The 16,361-nt window shown below is 63.8% G+C and carries 14 protein-coding genes; 3 read left to right on the forward strand and 11 right to left on the reverse strand.

Annotated elements, in window-relative coordinates; all coding sequences use genetic code 11:
* Positions 1 to 65: 65 nt before the first annotated feature.
* From urtA to ACXZ1M_RS00460, 4 genes are all read right to left on the reverse strand, one after another.
* Entirely contained in the window at positions 66 to 1,292 is a 1,227-nt protein-coding gene (urtA, locus tag ACXZ1M_RS00445; protein ID WP_459054093.1) for an urea ABC transporter substrate-binding protein, read from the reverse strand.
* Positions 1,293 to 1,344: 52 nt separating this feature from the next.
* Complete coding sequence (locus ACXZ1M_RS00450; RefSeq protein WP_459051285.1) at positions 1,345 to 2,457, reverse strand: porin; 1,113 nt, start codon at positions 2,455 to 2,457, stop codon at positions 1,345 to 1,347.
* Positions 2,458 to 2,558: 101 nt separating this feature from the next.
* Entirely contained in the window at positions 2,559 to 3,194 is a 636-nt protein-coding gene (locus tag ACXZ1M_RS00455; protein WP_459051286.1) for a S41 family peptidase, read from the reverse strand.
* Positions 3,086 to 4,240: a TPR end-of-group domain-containing protein gene (locus ACXZ1M_RS00460; RefSeq protein ID WP_459051287.1), complete on the reverse strand. Its 1,155-nt coding sequence runs from the start codon at positions 4,238 to 4,240 to the stop codon at positions 3,086 to 3,088. Before ACXZ1M_RS00460 ends, ACXZ1M_RS00455 begins: the two co-directional genes overlap by 109 nt.
* Before the next feature lie 118 nt (positions 4,241 to 4,358).
* On the opposite strand from ACXZ1M_RS00460, the gene ACXZ1M_RS00465 reads away from it, so the two are divergent.
* Both ACXZ1M_RS00465 and ACXZ1M_RS00470 read left to right on the forward strand, forming a co-directional pair.
* A complete protein-coding gene (locus ACXZ1M_RS00465) occupies positions 4,359 to 4,586 on the forward strand; it encodes a hypothetical protein (RefSeq protein WP_459051288.1) in 228 nt (75 codons plus the stop codon).
* A gap of 75 nt (positions 4,587 to 4,661) precedes the next feature.
* Positions 4,662 to 5,762 carry a DNA topoisomerase IB gene (locus tag ACXZ1M_RS00470; protein ID WP_459051289.1) on the forward strand — a complete coding sequence of 367 codons (1,101 nt, stop codon included), beginning with the start codon at positions 4,662 to 4,664 and terminating at the stop codon, positions 5,760 to 5,762.
* A 2-nt stretch (positions 5,763 to 5,764) separates the two neighbouring features.
* On the opposite strand, the gene ACXZ1M_RS00475 is transcribed toward ACXZ1M_RS00470, so the two are convergent.
* Positions 5,765 to 6,178: a PIN domain-containing protein gene (locus ACXZ1M_RS00475; protein ID WP_459051290.1), complete on the reverse strand. Its 414-nt coding sequence runs from the start codon at positions 6,176 to 6,178 to the stop codon at positions 5,765 to 5,767.
* A gap of 329 nt (positions 6,179 to 6,507) precedes the next feature.
* Between ACXZ1M_RS00475 and ACXZ1M_RS00480 the strand changes: the two genes are divergently transcribed.
* Positions 6,508 to 6,921: a hypothetical protein gene (locus ACXZ1M_RS00480; protein WP_459051291.1), complete on the forward strand. Its 414-nt coding sequence runs from the start codon at positions 6,508 to 6,510 to the stop codon at positions 6,919 to 6,921.
* Here ACXZ1M_RS00480 and ACXZ1M_RS00485 read toward each other — a convergent pair.
* Genes ACXZ1M_RS00485 through smc form a run of 6 tightly spaced genes read right to left on the reverse strand, consistent with a single transcriptional unit; the run spans position 6,918 to position 16,356 of the window.
* Positions 6,918 to 7,871, reverse strand: a complete 954-nt coding sequence (locus ACXZ1M_RS00485) for an ion channel (RefSeq protein ID WP_459051292.1) — start codon at positions 7,869 to 7,871, stop codon at positions 6,918 to 6,920. The genes ACXZ1M_RS00480 and ACXZ1M_RS00485 overlap by 4 nt on opposite strands.
* A gap of 4 nt (positions 7,872 to 7,875) precedes the next feature.
* Positions 7,876 to 8,412 (reverse strand): peptide deformylase, encoded by a 537-nt coding sequence (gene def / locus ACXZ1M_RS00490; RefSeq protein WP_459051293.1) that lies wholly within the window; start codon positions 8,410 to 8,412, stop codon positions 7,876 to 7,878.
* Complete coding sequence (gene galU, locus ACXZ1M_RS00495) at positions 8,409 to 9,308, reverse strand: UTP--glucose-1-phosphate uridylyltransferase GalU (RefSeq protein WP_459051294.1); 900 nt, start codon at positions 9,306 to 9,308, stop codon at positions 8,409 to 8,411. The genes def and galU overlap by 4 nt, the downstream gene beginning before the upstream one ends.
* Before the next feature lie 2 nt (positions 9,309 to 9,310).
* Positions 9,311 to 11,653 carry an NAD-dependent DNA ligase LigA gene (ligA, locus tag ACXZ1M_RS00500; protein ID WP_459051295.1) on the reverse strand — a complete coding sequence of 781 codons (2,343 nt, stop codon included), beginning with the start codon at positions 11,651 to 11,653 and terminating at the stop codon, positions 9,311 to 9,313.
* A gap of 12 nt (positions 11,654 to 11,665) precedes the next feature.
* Entirely contained in the window at positions 11,666 to 12,832 is a 1,167-nt protein-coding gene (locus tag ACXZ1M_RS00505; RefSeq protein WP_459051296.1) for a cell division protein ZipA C-terminal FtsZ-binding domain-containing protein, read from the reverse strand.
* On the reverse strand, positions 12,829 to 16,356 hold the full coding sequence (gene smc, locus ACXZ1M_RS00510; protein ID WP_459051297.1) for a chromosome segregation protein SMC: 3,528 nt from the start codon (positions 16,354 to 16,356) through the stop codon (positions 12,829 to 12,831). Before smc ends, ACXZ1M_RS00505 begins: the two co-directional genes overlap by 4 nt.
* Positions 16,357 to 16,361: the final 5 nt, after the last annotated feature.

Consider the following 16,361-nt stretch of genomic DNA (forward strand, 5'->3'; position numbering starts at 1 on the left):
GGACGGCGGCTATGCGGCAGCCGTCGCTCCCGCGAAAGCGGGAGCCCATGCTGACGTGATGCCGCTTACAGCTTTTGCTTGCCTTCGTTACCCGGAATGTATGGGCTCCATGGCGCGGCGCGTACCGGGCCTGGCGTTTTCCAGACCACGTTGAACTGCCCGTCCGCGCGGATCTCGCCGATGAACACAGGCTTGTGCAAGTGGTGGTTGGTCGGGTCCATGGTCAGGGTGAAGCCCGACGGCGCCTTGAAGGTCTGGCCGCCCATCGCTGCGATCACCTTGTCGGTATCGGTCGACTTGGCCTTCTCCACCGCCTGCGCCCACATGTGAATGCCGACGTAGGTCGCTTCCATCGGATCGTTGGTCACCACCGTGTTCGAATTCGGCAGCTTCTTGGCGACCGCGTAGGCTTTCCACTTCTTGATGAAGTCCGTGTTCACTGGATTCTTCACCGACTCGAAGTAGTTCCACGCCGCCAGGTGCCCCAGCAGCGGCTTGGTGTCGACGCCGCGCAACTCTTCCTCGCCAACCGAGAACGCCACCACCGGCACGTCGGTCGCCTTCAGGCCAGCGTTACCCAGCTCTTTGTAGAACGGCACGTTGGAGTCGCCGTTGATGGTCGAGATCACAGCCGTCTTGCCACCGGCCGAGAACTTCTTGATGTTGGCGACGATGGTCTGGTAATCCGAATGGCCGAACGGGGTGTACACCTCGTCGATATCGCTGTCCTTCACGCCTTTGCTCTTCAGGTAGGCGCGCAGGATCTTGTTGGTGGTGCGCGGGTAGACGTAATCGGTCCCCAGCAGCACGAAGCGCTTGGCGCCGCCGCCGTCCTTGCTCATCAGGTACTGCACTGCAGGAATCGCTTGCTGGTTCGGCGCCGCGCCTGTGTAGAACACGTTCTTCTCCAGTTCTTCACCTTCGTACTGCACCGGATAGAACAACAGGCTATTGAGCTCCTTGAACACCGGCAGCACCGACTTGCGCGACACCGAAGTCCAGCAACCGAAGACCACCGAGACCTTGTCCTGCGCGATCAGGCCGCGCGCTTTTTCCGCGAACAGCGGCCAGTTGGAGGCCGGGTCCACCACCACCGCTTCCAGCTTCTTGCCCATCACGCCGCCCTTGGCGTTGATTTCATCGATGGTCATCAGGGCCACGTCTTTCAGCGACGTCTCCGAGATGGCCATGGTGCCGGACAGCGAGTGCAGGATGCCGATCTTGATGGTGTCGGCCGCGTAGGCCTGCGTGCCTGCCGCCAGCAGCGCGGAGGCGGCGGCGATGCGGCTCATGGTGCCGATAAAGTTGCGACGATTTTGCATGGGTTGGCTCCGTGGTGGTTGATTAGTATTGAAGTTGCAGGGCGATCGAGAACTTGTCCTGATCCGCGACGCTGGTGATCCTGGTCTTCGAGTACACGGCGCTGATCTGCGCGTTGTAGCCGTCGATGATGTAGTTGGTGCCGACATCGAACTGCTTGGTGTCGATGTTGGTGTCGGCGGCGAACTTCTGCCAGCGCACGAACGGTTGGAACTTGCCCCAGCCGGCTTTCTCTTCGAAGATGTAGGAAGCGCCGGCGGAATAGGCCTTGCCCTGTTCGGACTTGATGATGTCGCCGGTGTCGTAGTCGTACCACGCCGCTTCCACCGCGAAGGCGCCGGCGCCCTTGATGCGTTTTTCAAGCAGAAAGTCGACGTTGTAGGAGCTGTACTTGCCAACCTTGCCGACGGTGAGGATGCCGTCCTTCTGGTAGCGGCCCGCCACGCCGATGGCGAGGATGTCGGCGCCGCCCAGGTAGTTGCCGGTGCCGTAGTAGCCCGGCTCCGCATCCCAGAAGTCGTACTGCACGCGGCCTGCGTACATCAGGGCGTCGTCGGCTTTGACGCCTGCGGCCTTGGCCTGGTTCTGCGTCAGCGAACCGATGCCGAAGGTGTGGCCTTCGAAGGCGCCGAAGGAGTAGCCAAGGCGGCCACCGTCGCCCACATTGCCCCAGACGACCACGCCGTCGTCGCGGCCACGGAAGATGCCGCCGTTGTAGCCGTAGCGCGAAGCCACGCCGGCCCAGTAGCCGCCGCCCAGCGAGTAGTATGGACCGGCCATGTTGGCGCGGTCGGACGGCGACAGCAGGCGGCCGGCCCAGATATTCAGTTCAGGCGAAATGGCGAACTGGCCGGCGGCATCCAGCACGCGGATCTTGTCGCCGTCCCACTCGGTGTTGAACATGCCCTTGATGTTCTTGTTCAGCGAAGCGCCGAAGAACAGGCGTCCGCTGTCCAGATTGAAGTCGCTGGAGCGGCCGCCGTCCGGCGCGCCGTGATCCGCGCTGGTGTAGCTCTCGCGCAGTCCGAAGCCGACCGTGACCGACTTGTCTTCGCCAACGTTGATCGTCGCACCGGCCAGCGCATTGCCCGCCGCCGCTGCAACCGCCGTTGCCAACAGCACCTGTTTCACCCCCATCTTGCTCTCCCAGTTTGGTTTTGGATGAGACAAGATTAACGAGACGGCAATCTCCGAGGAATACGTTGAATGACGTAGTGGTAGCGTAGGTACAAACCGCTTTAGCGCTTGCCCGCCCCCGCCAACTCCGCCAACGCCCGCTCCAGCACCGGATCGCGCCCGGCGCGCAGGCCGGCGACAGTCTGTTTGACTTCGATCTGCGGCGCCACGCCGATGCCGACGAACTCGCGGCCGTCAGGGAACACGTCGCGCTTTGCGCAAACGCGCGCCCCGCCGCCGCCGGGCAACTGGAAGTTGATGGCCTGCCCGGTACTGCCGCCGGTGGCCTCGCCCAGCGTCAGGCCGCGCCGCATGATGTTGAAGGTGACGACGAAGTCCTCGGCCGCTGAATAAGTCTGCGGGCCGCTCAGCACCGCCACCGGTCCCTCGTACACCTGTTCGCGCTGCTGCACGTAAGCGCCGCCCGGCAGCTGCGTCCAGTTCACCAGGCTGCCGACGGAGGCGCGCAGATAGGCGTCGTTGGCGCGCACGTAGCTGGTTGCGCCGACGATAGGCTTGCGTGTCAGGTAGCTGAGTATCTGGGAGCCGATCTGGCCATTGCCGCCGCCGTTGCGGCGCATGTCAATGATCAGCGCACGCGCTTTGAGGATCTGCGGCAGCGCCGCTTCGAAGGCCTTGAGGCCGGAATCGTCGGTGAAGTGGTCGATGCGCAGGTAGGCCACGCCGTTAGCCTGCATGGAAAACTGCGGCGCTTCCGGCCAGTGATAGCCGCCGCTGCGGGCAATCGTTTCTCCCCCCGCTCGGCGCCATCGGCGGCGCGCAGGCGCAGCTTCACGGCGTCCGTGGCGCGGCCGCGCAGCAGGCCCACCGTGTAGGTCTGGAACGCCAGATCCTGCGGTGCACCGGCGCTGACCAGCGGCGCCACGCGCTGCTTCGCATAGTCGTGCACCGGCACGCCGTCGATGGCCAGCAGTTCATCGCCCACACGCAGGCGTCCGGACGCCGCCAGGGCCGCGTCGTCGATGAACGCCACCAGCACGCGGCCCTCTACTAACGTCATGCGCACGGGCGGCACCGCTTCGAATTCGGCGTTCAACTCGCCAGGCGCCCAGATGTTGGTGTGACCGTCCTTGAGCAGTGGCGCCAGCTGGCGCATCACCGCGTAATAGTCACGCGTGGTCTGCGCCGCCATCACCTTGGGCAGGTACTCCATATAGACTTTGTCCCAGTCGAGGTCCGGCACTTTGTCGAAGTAGACGAAGCTGTGACGCGCCTCGGCCCAGAAGTGCGTGAGGCCGGCAATGCGCTGCTCCATGCTGAGCGACTCCGTGTAGGGCTGCGCGCTGGCGGGACCTTGCCACAGGCGCTGTGGCAGCGCGGCGGTGGCAAGCACGGTCTGGAAGCGCGGCTCGTTGCGGATCGCCTCGAACTCGCTGCTGGTGCGCAGCTGCTTGGCGGCGGCAGGAAACCACAGCAGCATGCTGGCCTGCTCCAGCGCGACCAGCGCCTGCTCCTTGCGGCCCTGGCGACTGTAGGTGGCAGCCAGCGGTACCAGGTTGTTATAGCCCTCCAGCCGCAGCGACGGATTGCCGGTGGCCTGCACCGCCTCGCCGAGGTAGCGCTGGGCGTCCTCCAGCAGCATGCTCGCGCGCTGCAGGTCGGCCGCCGTGGCGTCTGCGCCGGTCAGGCCGGCGGCCTGCTGGCGCAGCGCACGCACATGGCTTACGCTGTCCTCGATGCTCGCCGCCTGGCACTGCATCGCCATCGACATAAACATAAACATAAACAACGCCACCGAAATCCGCTTCATGTTCAACCTTGCATAAAAATCAAGAACGCGGATCTTAATACAAACGGCAGTCCGTGGCACAATAACGGCTTACTTTTTTTGGAAGACCATCATGACCGTATTCGCCGCCTCAGTATTCGACGCCACCGTTATCTACGAAGGCAATGAGCTGTTCAAGGGTCAAGGCGCCGCCAAGGGCTGGGCCGAGAAGCTGGCCAAGGAGCTGGAATGCGAGATCGGCGTCGAGAAGATCGGCACCGGCTGGGTGCTGACCGGCCGCGTGGACGGCGAGGCCTGCAAATGGAGCATCGTCGGCCAGCGTCTCAAGCGGATGGATTAATAAATCGTGCGCTAGCGCACATCGTCCCCGTACGGGCCGGCGTAGGATTCCCTGACCTGATCAGCGAGAATAACCATGAAACGCGACCCGCACGCCGTGCTGCAAGTCCCCGCCTCCACGTCTGCCCCGGCCACCACGCCGGCGCCCGTCGCCGCCAGGCTGGCGGGCCTGCGTTATGTGCACGACGACCAGCCGGGCATCACGCGCCAGCTGCGCGGCAAGCAGTTCCGCTATCTCGATGCCGACGGCAAGGCGGTCGCCGATGCCGACATCCTCGCCCGCATCAAGGCGCTGGTGATTCCGCCGGCATGGACCGACGTCTGGATCTGCAAGCACGCCCTCGGCCACTTGCAAGCCACCGGCCGCGATGCGCGCGGCCGCAAACAATACCGCTACCACGCCCGCTGGCGCGCGCACCGCGACGACGCCAAGTACGGCCGCATGCTCAACTTCGGCAAGGCCCTTCCCTCGATCCGCGTGGCGGTGGACGCCGCGCTGCGCAAGCCAGGGCTGCCGCGCGAGAAAGTGCTGGCCACCATCGTCTATCTGCTGGAGGCGACGCTGATGCGCATCGGGAACGAGGAATACGCGCGTGAGAACAAATCGTTCGGCCTGACCACGCTGCGCGACCGCCACGTGCGGCTGGACGGCAGCAAGGTGGAATTCCGTTTTCGCGGCAAGAGCGGCGTACATCATGCGCTGGAAGTGCAGGACCGGCGCCTGGCCAACATTATCCGCCGCATGCGCGACCTACCGGGACAGGATCTGTTCCAGTATGAGGACGACGACGGCGATCCGCACGCCATCGGCTCGGCCGACGTCAACGAATACCTGCAAACCATCACCGGCGCGGACTACACCGCCAAGGACTTCCGCACCTGGGCCGGCACCGTGCTGGCCGCCGTCGCGCTGAAGGAGTACGAGAAGTATGACTCGGAAGCCCAGGCCAAGAAGAACATCGTGCAGGCCATCGAAGCGGTGGCCAAAAAGCTCGGCAATACGCCGACCATCTGCCGCAAGTGCTATGTGCATCCGGCCGTGATCGAGTCCTACCTCGACGGCACCATGCTGGACGCCCTGCGCCAGCGCGCCAAGGAAGAGCTGCAGGAAGACCTGCACTCGTTGCACCCGGAGGAAGCCGCCGTGCTCGCACTATTGCAGCAACGCCTGCAGTAGTTCTATTCCTCGCGTGGTAAGAAAGGATTTAAAACGTCTACCTGGAAAGGGATAAAATCGCCAACGTTGCGCGTCACCACAATCAAATTGTGCTGCTTTGCGGTTGCCGCAATCATAGCGTCCATATCGAGGGCATGTGTGCGTCGATGCATCAGCTTGGCCCAAAGACGAAAAGTCTCCGCATCCATTGGCAACAAATTATAGCTCCCAATTAAAAGGATGGCCCAGCGTTCGATCTCATTGGCCTTAGCGGGGTTTCTCTCCCTTGTCCGTTCTATACCAACCTGAATTTCGCCTACTGTAGCGGCAGAAAGATATAGTTCATCATCGGGTATAGGCGCTATCCAGGCAAGAACGCCAGCATGAGGACGCAAATGCCGTAGCTCCGAGACGACGTTCGTATCAAGCAGATACATTTAACGTCACTCAGACAAAGTTGTACTGTTCCGCGATTTTAATCTTTCGGGAACCAGCTCATCGGTTCGGGCCCAGTCACTCAATAGCAACTCCTTTAGACTAGGCCGGTGAGCAGATCGCGCCATTTGTTGCGTCAGCAACGCCACGCTCTCGCCCTTCAGACATGCATCCAGCATATCGGCAAATTGGCTTTGTGCATTTTCTACCGACCAAGTGTTCATAACAGCCTCCCACCATATAACCAGTCTAGCATAGGAAAATATGCTGACCTGGGTTTGAGCTGCCGCAAACAAGAGTAAAATTCAGATCCCGTGACCGCGAGCTAACCATGTGCCCTGCCCTGCCCTTCCCGATCCGCAAAGAGTGCCCGCCGGGCGCTTGCGTGTGCGGGCGCGATGAGCTGCTGGACGCCTGGGAACGCGACGGCGCCGACATCCGCGTGCTGCGCCTCACGCGAGAGGAAGAGAAACGGCTGATTGAACGCATTGCGGCCGTAGCCACCTACGAAGACCTGGGCCGCATGAAACAGCGCCTGCAGGAACTGCTCGGCATTACGCTGACCATTACCCCGAGCGCGCGCGGCGTCAGCACCGTGATGGGCCTGTCGATCAAACTGGTCGAGCAGCCGGGCCTGTGCCGCAAAACCCAGGAAGCGCTGCCGGCCGCCGTGCGCCGCTGCTTCCGCGAGCATCCTGAAATCGTCTATGCTTTGCTGAATTCGCGCGACCTGCTGAGCGGCTAGCCCGGATGGGCCAGCGCGGCGCCGGGCATGGTACCTTCGCTGCTGCCGTCCGGGTAGATGTCGTGGAACTTGCTGAAGTCGAGGATGCGCACATTGCCTTCCAGTTTGTCGGACATGATGTCGGCGAAGTGGTGGTTGAAGAAGATGTGCTCCGCCGCATAGGTCTGGCGCGCGTGGACGAAGTCGTTGAGCGTGTCGTCGGTGCCGGAGATGCCCACCGCCAGCGTGGTGCCTTCGTCGATCAGGTCCTGCTGCGTCTTGCCGAACAGCGGGCTCGTTTCGTCGATCTGGTGCAGGATGGTCCAGCTCAACGCGAACACGCTATTTTCTTCGCGCTCCAGTTTCAGATCGTAGAAGCGCGTGAAGACCTGCCCTTCCAGGGTGGTTTCGCGCCGCACCAGCGAGGCCCGCGCCGACGCTTCCAGAATCAGGTTGGCGCGCTCGTTCCCGGCGCGCAGCATCAGCGTGGGCACGCCGTTGAACGGCGTCACCACCGCCACATCGGAGAACATGATGCGCGAGGTGGGCCGCGAGAAGCGCGCGAACAGCAGGCCGGTCACCGCCGCCACCTCCACCATGCCAAGCAGGATCTCGGTCGACGCCACCACGTGGCCGTAGGTGGTGGCCGGATTCATATAGCCATAACCGACCGTGGCCAGCGTCTCGATGGAGAAGAAGACGCAATCGGGGAAGTAGCCGGGCCGCGCATTCGAGATCGAACCGGGCACCGCGTAGAAGGCCAGCGCGAACGCCAGGTTGGTGAACAGGTACAGCAGGCCGACCAGCACAAAGAAACGCGGCCAGCTGACCGTCAGCATCCAGTGGTAGATATCGCCCCAGTGCCAGCGGTTGATGCCGATGCGCCGGATGCGCGAAGTCCCCATCTGAAATTCGCCACGCACCTTGCCGACGCGCGGCCGTATCGATTGCGGTGGCGGCTCGGTGCGCATGGCGTCAGTCGTCGTCGTTGGGGTCGAGATCGGGGAACATCACTTCCGTAAAGCCGAACTTGGAAAAGTCCTTGATGCGCATCGGGTACAGCTTGCCCAACAGGTGGTCCACCTCGTGCTGTACCACGCGCGCGTGGAAGCCGTCCACGTCGCGCTTGATCGGCTGGTTGTGCTGATCCACGCCTTCGTAACGCAGCTTGGCGTAGCGCGGCACGCTGCCGCGCAGGCCGGGCACGGACAGGCAGCCTTCGAAGCCTTCCTCCATCTCTTCCGACAAGGGCCTGAGCACGGGATTAATCAGCACCGTTTCCGGCACCTGCGGCGCCTCCGGGTAGCGCGGATTGCTCTTGAAGCCGTAGATCACCAGCTGCAGGTTGACGCCGATCTGCGGCGCCGCCAGGCCTGCGCCGTTGGCAGCGTGCATGGTGTCGAACATGTCGGCGATCAGTTCGCGCATGGCGGGCGTGTCGAATTCGGTCACCGGTTCGGCCACGCGCAGCAGGCGCGGATCGCCCATCTTCAGGATCTCACGGACGGTCATTTTGATTGAGCCTCGATGTCGCACTGGATCTGACGCAGGAAGGCGCAGTAGTCCTCGCCGGTTTCCGCGTGCTTGAGACCCATCGCCGTGGTGGCTTTCAGGTAGCCCAGCTTGGAGCCGCAGTCGTAGCGGATGCCGTCGTAGCGGTAGGCCAGCACACGCTCGTCTTTCATCAGCGCGGCGATACCGTCGGTCAGCTGGATCTCGCCGCCGGCGCCGCTGCCCAGATTTTCCAGGTAGTCGAAGATACGGCCCGACAGCACATAGCGTCCCACCACCGCCAAGGTGGACGGCGCCACTTCCGGCTTCGGTTTCTCGACGATGCCATGCACCAGTTCCAGCTTGGGCTGGTAGGCGGTGGCGCTGACGATGCCGTATTGGCGGGTCGCTTCGCGCGGCACTTCTTGCACCGCCAGGATGCTGGAGCGTTCGTAGGCATACAGCTCGGTCATCTGCGCCAGCACCGGCTTGACGCCGTCGGCCGTGTCCATGAAGTCGTCCGCCAGCAGCACGGCGAACGGCTCGTCACCGATCACCGGGCGCGCGCACAGCACCGCGTGGCCCAGGCCCAGCGGCTCGGACTGGCGGATGTAGATGCAGTTGACGCTCTTCGGTATCACATTGCGCACCAGTTCCAGCAGCGCGTGTTTGTCGGCGGCCTCCAGTTCCGATTCCAGCTCGTAGGCTTTGTCGAAGTGGTCTTCGATGGCGCGCTTGTTGCGGCCGGTGATGAACACCATCTCCGTGATGCCGGCGGCGACCGCCTCTTCGACCGCGTACTGGATCAGCGGCTTGTCGACGATGGGCAGCATCTCCTTCGGCTGCGCCTTGGTGGCGGGAAGGAAGCGGCTGCCCAGCCCTGCGACAGGGAATACGGCTTTTTTAATTTTGGTCATGGTTATTCTTCTTTTTCGAGTAATGCGAGCAGTCCTGCTTCGTCCAGAATCGTCACTTCCAGCTCTTGTGCCTTGGCCAGCTTGCTGCCCGCATCTGCGCCAGCGACAAGGTAATGCGTTTTCTTCGATACCGAGCCGGAGACCTTGCCACCCTTGGCTTCGATCAGCGCGGCGGCCTGGTCGCGGCCCATGGTCGGCAGCGTGCCGGTGATGACGAAGGTCTTGCCGGTAAGGTGACCTTCGGCGGCCACGCTTTCCGGTAGCTGCGCCAGCAGGTCTTCGCGCAGCAGATGCAGCGCCTTGACCTGTTCGCGATTGGCCGGCTGCGCCATCCAGTTGTCCAGCGATTCCGCCACGGCGGCCGGCAGGCCGAAGACGTTGAACACTTGCAGATAGCCTAGCGTTTCCAGCGTCACGCCCTCTTCGATCAGTTGCTTGCTGCGCGGTTCGGTCAGTTTTGGTATCGCCAGCGCGGCCAGCAATTTGACCGGTTCCAGTTTCTCGCGCAGCTTGGCGCTGGGCGGGTGCTCACCCTGCGGCGCCACGCCGGCGGCCAGCAGCGCGTCGATAGCTTCCTGGTTTTTCGGTTCGGCGAAGAATTCGGCGATGGAGTCGGCCACCGTGCCGCCAATGTCGGGCAGCACGCGCAGCAGCGCGGCCGGCACGCGGCGGATCAAGTCGAAACGGCCCAGCCATTCGGCCAGCGTCTTGGCGGTCGATTCGCCCACATGGCGGATGCCGAGCGCGAACAGCAGGCGCTCCAGCGGCGGGTTCCTGCTAGCGGCGATGGCTTCCAGCAGGTTGTCGGCCCATTTGGTGGCGATCTTCCCCTTGGCGACGGTTTCCGGCGTGGTGCCGTCGCGCTCATCGGCCAGGCGCTTCATCTCCAGCAGGTCGTCCAGCTTGAGCGCATACAGGTCGGCCACGCGCTGCACCTTGCCCCATTCGACCAGGCTGTCGATGTAGCGGTCGCCCAGGCCTTCGATGTCCATCATGCGGCGGCCGGCGAAGTGGCGAATGGCTTCCTTGCGCTGCGCGGAGCAGAACAAACCGCCGGAGCAGCGGGCGATGGCCTCGCCCTCTTCTCGCACCACATGCGAGCCGCACACCGGGCAGGTTTTCGGCAGCACATAGGCTTCCGGTTCCGGCGACGGACGGCGCTCCAGCACCACGGCCAGCACTTCCGGGATCACGTCGCCGGCGCGGCGCACGATGACGGTGTCGCCAACGCGCACGTCTTTGCGGCGCACTTCATCTTCATTGTGCAACGTGGCGTTGGTGACGTTGACGCCGCCGACGAACACGGAAGCCAGCCGCGCGACCGGCGTGATGGCGCCGGTGCGGCCGACCTGCACTTCAATCGCCTGCACCACGGTCAGCGCTTCTTCGGCCGGGAATTTATGCGCCAGCGCGAAGCGCGGCGCGCGCGAGACGAAGCCCAGCGTGCGCTGGTCTTCCAGGCGGTTGGCCTTGTAGACGACGCCGTCGATCTCGTACGGCATGGCCGGACGAGCCTCGCCGATCTGCTTGTAGTAGGCCATCAGGCCATCGTAGCCGCGCACAACGCTGGCTTCCTTGGCTACCGGCAGGCCCAGTTCGCGATACCAGTCCAGCAGCGCGGAATGCGACAGCGGCATCTCGGCGCCTTCCAGCGCGCCGACGCCGTAGGCGAAGAAACTGAGCTTGCGCGAGGCGGTGATGCGCGAGTCCAGCTGGCGCAAGCTGCCCGCCGCCGCGTTGCGCGGATTGACGAATTCCTTTTGGCCGGCCGCGCGCTGGCGTTCGTTCATCGCTTCGAAATCGCTCTTGAACATCAACACCTCGCCGCGCACATCGAGGATGGCGGGCGGATGGTCGCTCTTCAGGCGCAGCGGAATGCTGCGAATGGTGCGGATATTGGTGGTGACGTCCTCGCCGGTGTAGCCGTCGCCGCGCGTGGCCGCCTGCACCAGCAGGCCGTCCACGTAGCGCAGGTTGATGGCCAGGCCGTCGTACTTCACTTCGGCGGCGTATTCGATCAACGCGGCCGTATCCAGACCGTCGCGCACGCGGCGGTCGAAGTTTTCGATGTCTTCATCGCTAAAGCCGTTGTTCAGCGACAGCATCGGCACCGTGTGGGTCACCTGGTCGAACTGCGGCAGCGGGGCGGCGCCTACGCGCCGGGTCGGCGAGTCCACCAGCGCCAGCTGCGGGTGCGCTGCTTCAAGCTGTTGCAGCTCGATGAACAGCTTGTCGTACTCCGCGTCCGGGATGGTGGGCGCGTCCTCCACGTGATAGGCGTGCAAATGCCGGTTCAGCTCCGCGCTGAGTTGCTCGATGCGCGTTTTGAAATCCACTTCCGTCATTACCTTGCCTTCTTAACTGAACAAACGCAGCGCGCGGGTCGAGCCGGCTGGGATGTCGGCTTCATTCATCTCGGTGTAGAAATCCTGCACCTGGCCGGCGATTTCGGTCAATGCCGCATCCGACAGCGGCTGGTTGTAGTCGTCGACGATGGTGGCGTCCAGGCGGGCCACCAGCGCCTTGGCGCAGGCGACCATGGCGCCGAAGCCGTCGCGCGCCGGCGCCACGCAGGGCACGTCCAGCAGCAGCGTCAGGCGGGCCGTGGTTTCCTCGGCCGGCGTGACATTGGTCGACAGCGAGAACAGGAAACCGCCCTCGCCGTCCGGCATGACGAAGCGGCCGTCCGGACGCAGGTCGAAGCCCTGCTTTTCCAGCGCCGCGATCAGCGTGTTGACCGACCATGGCGCACCGTTGGTTTGCAGGTTGACGCCCAGCTGGGCGTCGTGGCCGGCGACGAAACGGTGCAGGTTGCGCGCTTCGGCCATGACCTCGATCATGTCCGGCACGGCCGGCTCGGCGCCGATTTCGTCGGCCATGGCGCGCAGGCGCGTCACCAGTTCCGAGTATTCCAGTTCGTTCAGCGCGGTGCTGCGGCTGGCCAGCTGCACGCCGCCTTGCAGTTCGGTGTAGACGCCGCCGTGGTTGACCGGCTCCCAGTCGCCGCTGACGGCTTTGCCGATGAAGTGCACCGGCTTGTTGCCCACCATGCGCAGCGTTTGCAGCACCGGCAGCAGCTTGTCGCCGCGCGCCGGGGCTTCCAGCGCCAGCGGCAGCAGGCAGTCGATCAGCGGGTCGACCAGCGCCGTGGCCTGTTCGGCCGCAGCGGCCGACGCCGCGTTGGCGCGCGCCGCCAGTTCGTCTTCGGTCACCGGTTTGCCGGACTCGCCGTCGGTGGTGAATTCGGCCGCCACCGCACCGAGTGCCGCCGCAGCGGCGGCAGCCTCGCCGCCGGCCACGCCGGGTTCCGTGCCGTCGAGCGAGAAGCTCGGCTCCTGGCGCGCGTGCGGCGCCAGCGGTGCGCCCGGCTCGTCGCCGGCGCGCATCAGCACGTCGTCATGATCGGAGGAGAAGGCACGTTCCACGCTTTTCTTGGCCTTGTACTCCTGGATTTTGTTGTACGTGAAGACGCCGGCGACAAACACGCCGGCGGCTGCGATTAAGCTCATTTGAAGATCTGTCATGCTGCTTGTGCCTCGGAAGCGAAGTTTGCGGCGGATTCCATATCCACCGCCACGATGCGCGATACACCTTGTTCCTGCATCGTCACACCGATCAGTTGATTGGCCATCTCCATCGCAATCTTGTTGTGCGAGATGAAGAGGAATTGGGTATGTTCGGACATGCGCTTGACCATGCGGCAGAAGCGCTCGGTATTGGCGTCGTCCAGCGGCGCGTCGACCTCGTCGAGCAGGCAGAATGGCGCCGGGTTCAAACGGAACATGGAGAACACCAGCGCGGTCGCCGTCAGCGCTTTCTCGCCGCCGGACAGCAGGTGGATGGTGGCGTTCTTCTTGCCCGGCGGCTGGGCCATGACCTGCACGCCGGAGTCGAGGATTTCGTCGCCGGTCATGATCAGCTTCGCCTGGCCGCCGCCGAACAGGATCGGGAACAGTTCGGAGAAGTGGCCGTTGACGCGGTCGAAGGTGTCCTGCAGCAGGTCGCGCGTTTCCTTGTCGATCCTGGTGATGGCGTCTTCCAGCGTGTTGATCGCCTCGGTCAGATCGGCGTTCTGCGAATCGAGGAAGTTCTTGCGCTCGGCGGCGGTGGCCAGTTCGTCCAGCGCCGCCAGGTTGACCGCGCCCAGCATCGATATCGCATTGGTCAGGCGCGTGACCTCGCCCTGCAGGTAGGACGCCTTCATGTCCGGATGCAGCTTCTCCGACAGCGCCGCCTCGTCGGCCTGCACCTCGGCCAGCTGCGCGGCGAACTGCTCCTGGTTCAGGCGCGCGGCCTGCTCCTTCAGCTGCATCTCCATGATCTTGTCGCGCTGCGGTTGCAACGCGCGCTCGGTGGACATGCGGCCTTCCTCGAACAGGCGCAGTTGCTGCGCGATCTGGTCCAGCTCATGGCGCGCGTCCGACAGCGCTTTTTCCTGGCCGCTGCGGCGGTCCAGCAAGTCCTGCAAGCCTTCGTTGGCCGTGCCCTGCTCCAGGCCTTCCAGCTCCATGCGGCCGGCCTCCAGGCTTTCCGTCACCTGCGTCACCTGCGCGGTGGCGGTGGCGATACTGCGGCGGAATTCCTCGATCTTGCTGCGCTGGGTCTTCTCGGCGAACTGCACTTCCTGCGCCGCGCGTTCGAGGTCGCGCAAGGCCTGGCGTGCATCGGCCAGGCGCTGTTCCTTGGCCATGAATTCGGTCTGGCCGTCTTCGTGCTCGCCTTGCAGGTTGCCGAGTTCCATATCGAGCTGCTCGAACTTCTCCTCCGACTCCAGCTTGATCTGCGTCTGCTCTTCTTCCTGCGCGGCGATTTCGGCCAGGTCGGTTTCGATCTGCGTGCTGCGCTGGTTGAAGCGCGCCTCGACCTCGGACAGCTTGACCACGTCCAGCTGCAGCGTATGCACCGACGATTGCAGGCTTTGCAGCCTGGCGCGGTACTCGGTCAAACGGCGCGTCAGTTCCGACAACGCCGCCTCGGCGCGCACCGAGCGCGAACGCGCTTCGTCGGCCAGCATTTGCTGCGCGCGCAGTTGCTTGGTGATGTTGTCGATGTCCTGCTGGCGTCCCAGCATGCCGTCCTGTTCGGAATCGGCGGCGTAGAAACGCACGCTGTTCTGCGTGACGACGTGACCCTGGCGCGTGATGAGGGTGCCGCCGGCCGGCAGCTTGGCGCGTTCGGCGAAGGCTTCGGCCGTGTCTTCGGCCATGTAGACGTTGTGCAGCCAGTCCTGCAGCAGGCCGCGCAGGCCCGGATCGTTGATCTTCAACAGATTCAGGAAAGGCTTGAGGCCAGGCGCTTCCACCGGCGCCGGCGGCACGGCGGTGGACGGCGCGTACAGCGCCAGCTTGGCCGGCGGCGCGTCGCTGAAGAAGGCCTTGGCCCATTCGATGTTCGACATCTGCAGCGCCGAGGTGCGTTCGCGCAGCAGCGATTCCAGCGCCGGCTCCCAGCCGCTTTCGATATTCAATTTCTGCCACAGGCGCGGCAGCGATTCCAGCTCGTGCTTCTGCAGCCACGGCGTGACCTTGCCCTGCGTTTGCACGCGTTCCTGCAACTGTCGCAGCGCATTCAGGCGCGCTTCCAGCTGGGCGTTGGCGGCGCTTTCGGCGTTGACCTGCTGCTGCGCTTCCTGGCGTTCCTGCTCCAGCTTGGGCTGCTGCTCGTGCGCTTCTTCCAGCAGGTAGTTCTGTTCTTCCAGCGCTTGCTGTTTTTCTTCCAGTTGCAGGCGCAGATTGGCCAGGTGCGAACTGTCCGGCAGGCTCAAGCCGCTCTTCTCCTGCTGCAGGCGCTCGCGCCGCACGGCCAGGCCGTTGAGGATGTTGTTGGCGTTGCGCTGATGCGCGGACTCCAGCTCCAGCTGTTGCTGCGCCTGCATGATGCGTGCGCGCGATTCGGTGCTCTTGCCCTGCGCTTCTTTCCAGGCCTGCTCCAGCATCGGCAGCGACTCGGCCTTTTGCTCGGCCATCACCTGCGACTCTTCGACCTTGGCGCTCAGTTCTTCCAGATTGAATTCGGCTTCCTCGATCTGCTCGCCGAATTCGGTGGCCTGGCGCTGCCACTGGTCGCGTTGCGCGGTCAGCGTCGCCAACTGCGCTTGCAGGCGGCTGCGCGACTCGATCACGAACTTGATCTGCGCTTCCAGGCTGCCGATTTCGGCGTTGGTCTGGTACAGCGCGCCCTGCGCCGTGTGCAGGCGGTCGCCGGCGGCGAAGTGCGACTGGCGCATCTGCTCCAGCGACAGCTCGACGTTGCGCAGCTTGGCGGTTTGTTCTTCCAGGTCGTTCTGCGCCTGTTCGACTTCGCGGAAGTATTTTTTCTGCTCGGTCTCGGCTTCGATCTTGCGCAGCAGCCAAAGCAGCTTTTGCTTCTCTTCCTGGTCGGCTTGCAGCTGGTGGAACTTGGTCGCCACGGCGGCCTGGCCTTCCAGCTTTTCCAGGTTGGAGTTCAGCTCGCGCAGGATGTCTTCCACGCGCAGCAGGTTCTCGCGCGTGTCGTGCAGGCGGTTCTCGGTTTCGCGGCGGCGTTCCTTGTACTTCGATACGCCGGCCGCCTCTTCCAGGAACACGCGCAGTTCTTCCGGGCGCGACTCGATAATCCGCGAGATCATGCCCTGGCCGATGATGGCGTAGGCGCGCGGACCGAGGCCGGTGCCGAGGAAGATGTCCTGGATGTCGCGCCGGCGCACCGGCTGGCCGTTGATGTAATAAGTGGAAGTGCCGTCGCGCGTCAGCGTGCGCTTGACCGCGATTTCGGCATATTGGCCCCACTGGCCGGCGGCCTTGCCGGCGTTGTTGTCGAACACCAGCTCCACCGACGAGCGCCCGGCCGGCTTGCGGTGGGTGGAGCCGTTGAAGATAACGTCCTGCATCGACTCGCCGCGCAGCTCGGATGCCTTGGATTCGCCCAGCACCCAGCGCACGGCGTCGATGATGTTCGACTTACCGCAACCGTTGGGACCCACCACGCCGACCAATTGACCCGGTACCTGGAAATTGGTGGGATCAACGAAAGACTTAAATCCCGACAATTTAATGGATGATAGACGCACGTTGT

Source organism: Duganella paludis (genome assembly GCF_054461335.1).

Excerpts from the sequence above, each read along its gene's own strand:
- ACXZ1M_RS00470 (WP_459051289.1), top strand. The coding sequence starts at position 4,662 with ATGAAACGCGACCCGCACGCCGTGCTGCAAGTCCCCGCCTCCACGTCT.
- ACXZ1M_RS00485 (WP_459051292.1), bottom strand. The coding sequence starts at position 7,871 with ATGCGCACCGAGCCGCCACCGCAATCGATACGGCCGCGCGTCGGCAAG.
- ACXZ1M_RS00450 (WP_459051285.1), bottom strand. The coding sequence starts at position 2,457 with ATGGGGGTGAAACAGGTGCTGTTGGCAACGGCGGTTGCAGCGGCGGCG.
- ACXZ1M_RS00480 (WP_459051291.1), top strand. The coding sequence starts at position 6,508 with ATGTGCCCTGCCCTGCCCTTCCCGATCCGCAAAGAGTGCCCGCCGGGC.
- ACXZ1M_RS00460 (WP_459051287.1), bottom strand. The coding sequence starts at position 4,240 with ATGTTTATGTTTATGTCGATGGCGATGCAGTGCCAGGCGGCGAGCATC.
- ACXZ1M_RS00455 (WP_459051286.1), bottom strand. The coding sequence starts at position 3,194 with ATGCAGGCTAACGGCGTGGCCTACCTGCGCATCGACCACTTCACCGAC.
- galU (WP_459051294.1), bottom strand. The coding sequence starts at position 9,308 with ATGACCAAAATTAAAAAAGCCGTATTCCCTGTCGCAGGGCTGGGCAGC.
- ACXZ1M_RS00475 (WP_459051290.1), bottom strand. The coding sequence starts at position 6,178 with ATGTATCTGCTTGATACGAACGTCGTCTCGGAGCTACGGCATTTGCGT.
- def (WP_459051293.1), bottom strand. The coding sequence starts at position 8,412 with ATGACCGTCCGTGAGATCCTGAAGATGGGCGATCCGCGCCTGCTGCGC.
- ligA (WP_459051295.1), bottom strand. The coding sequence starts at position 11,653 with ATGACGGAAGTGGATTTCAAAACGCGCATCGAGCAACTCAGCGCGGAG.
- ACXZ1M_RS00505 (WP_459051296.1), bottom strand. The coding sequence starts at position 12,832 with ATGACAGATCTTCAAATGAGCTTAATCGCAGCCGCCGGCGTGTTTGTC.
- urtA (WP_459054093.1), bottom strand. The coding sequence starts at position 1,292 with ATGAGCCGCATCGCCGCCGCCTCCGCGCTGCTGGCGGCAGGCACGCAG.
- ACXZ1M_RS00465 (WP_459051288.1), top strand. The coding sequence starts at position 4,359 with ATGACCGTATTCGCCGCCTCAGTATTCGACGCCACCGTTATCTACGAA.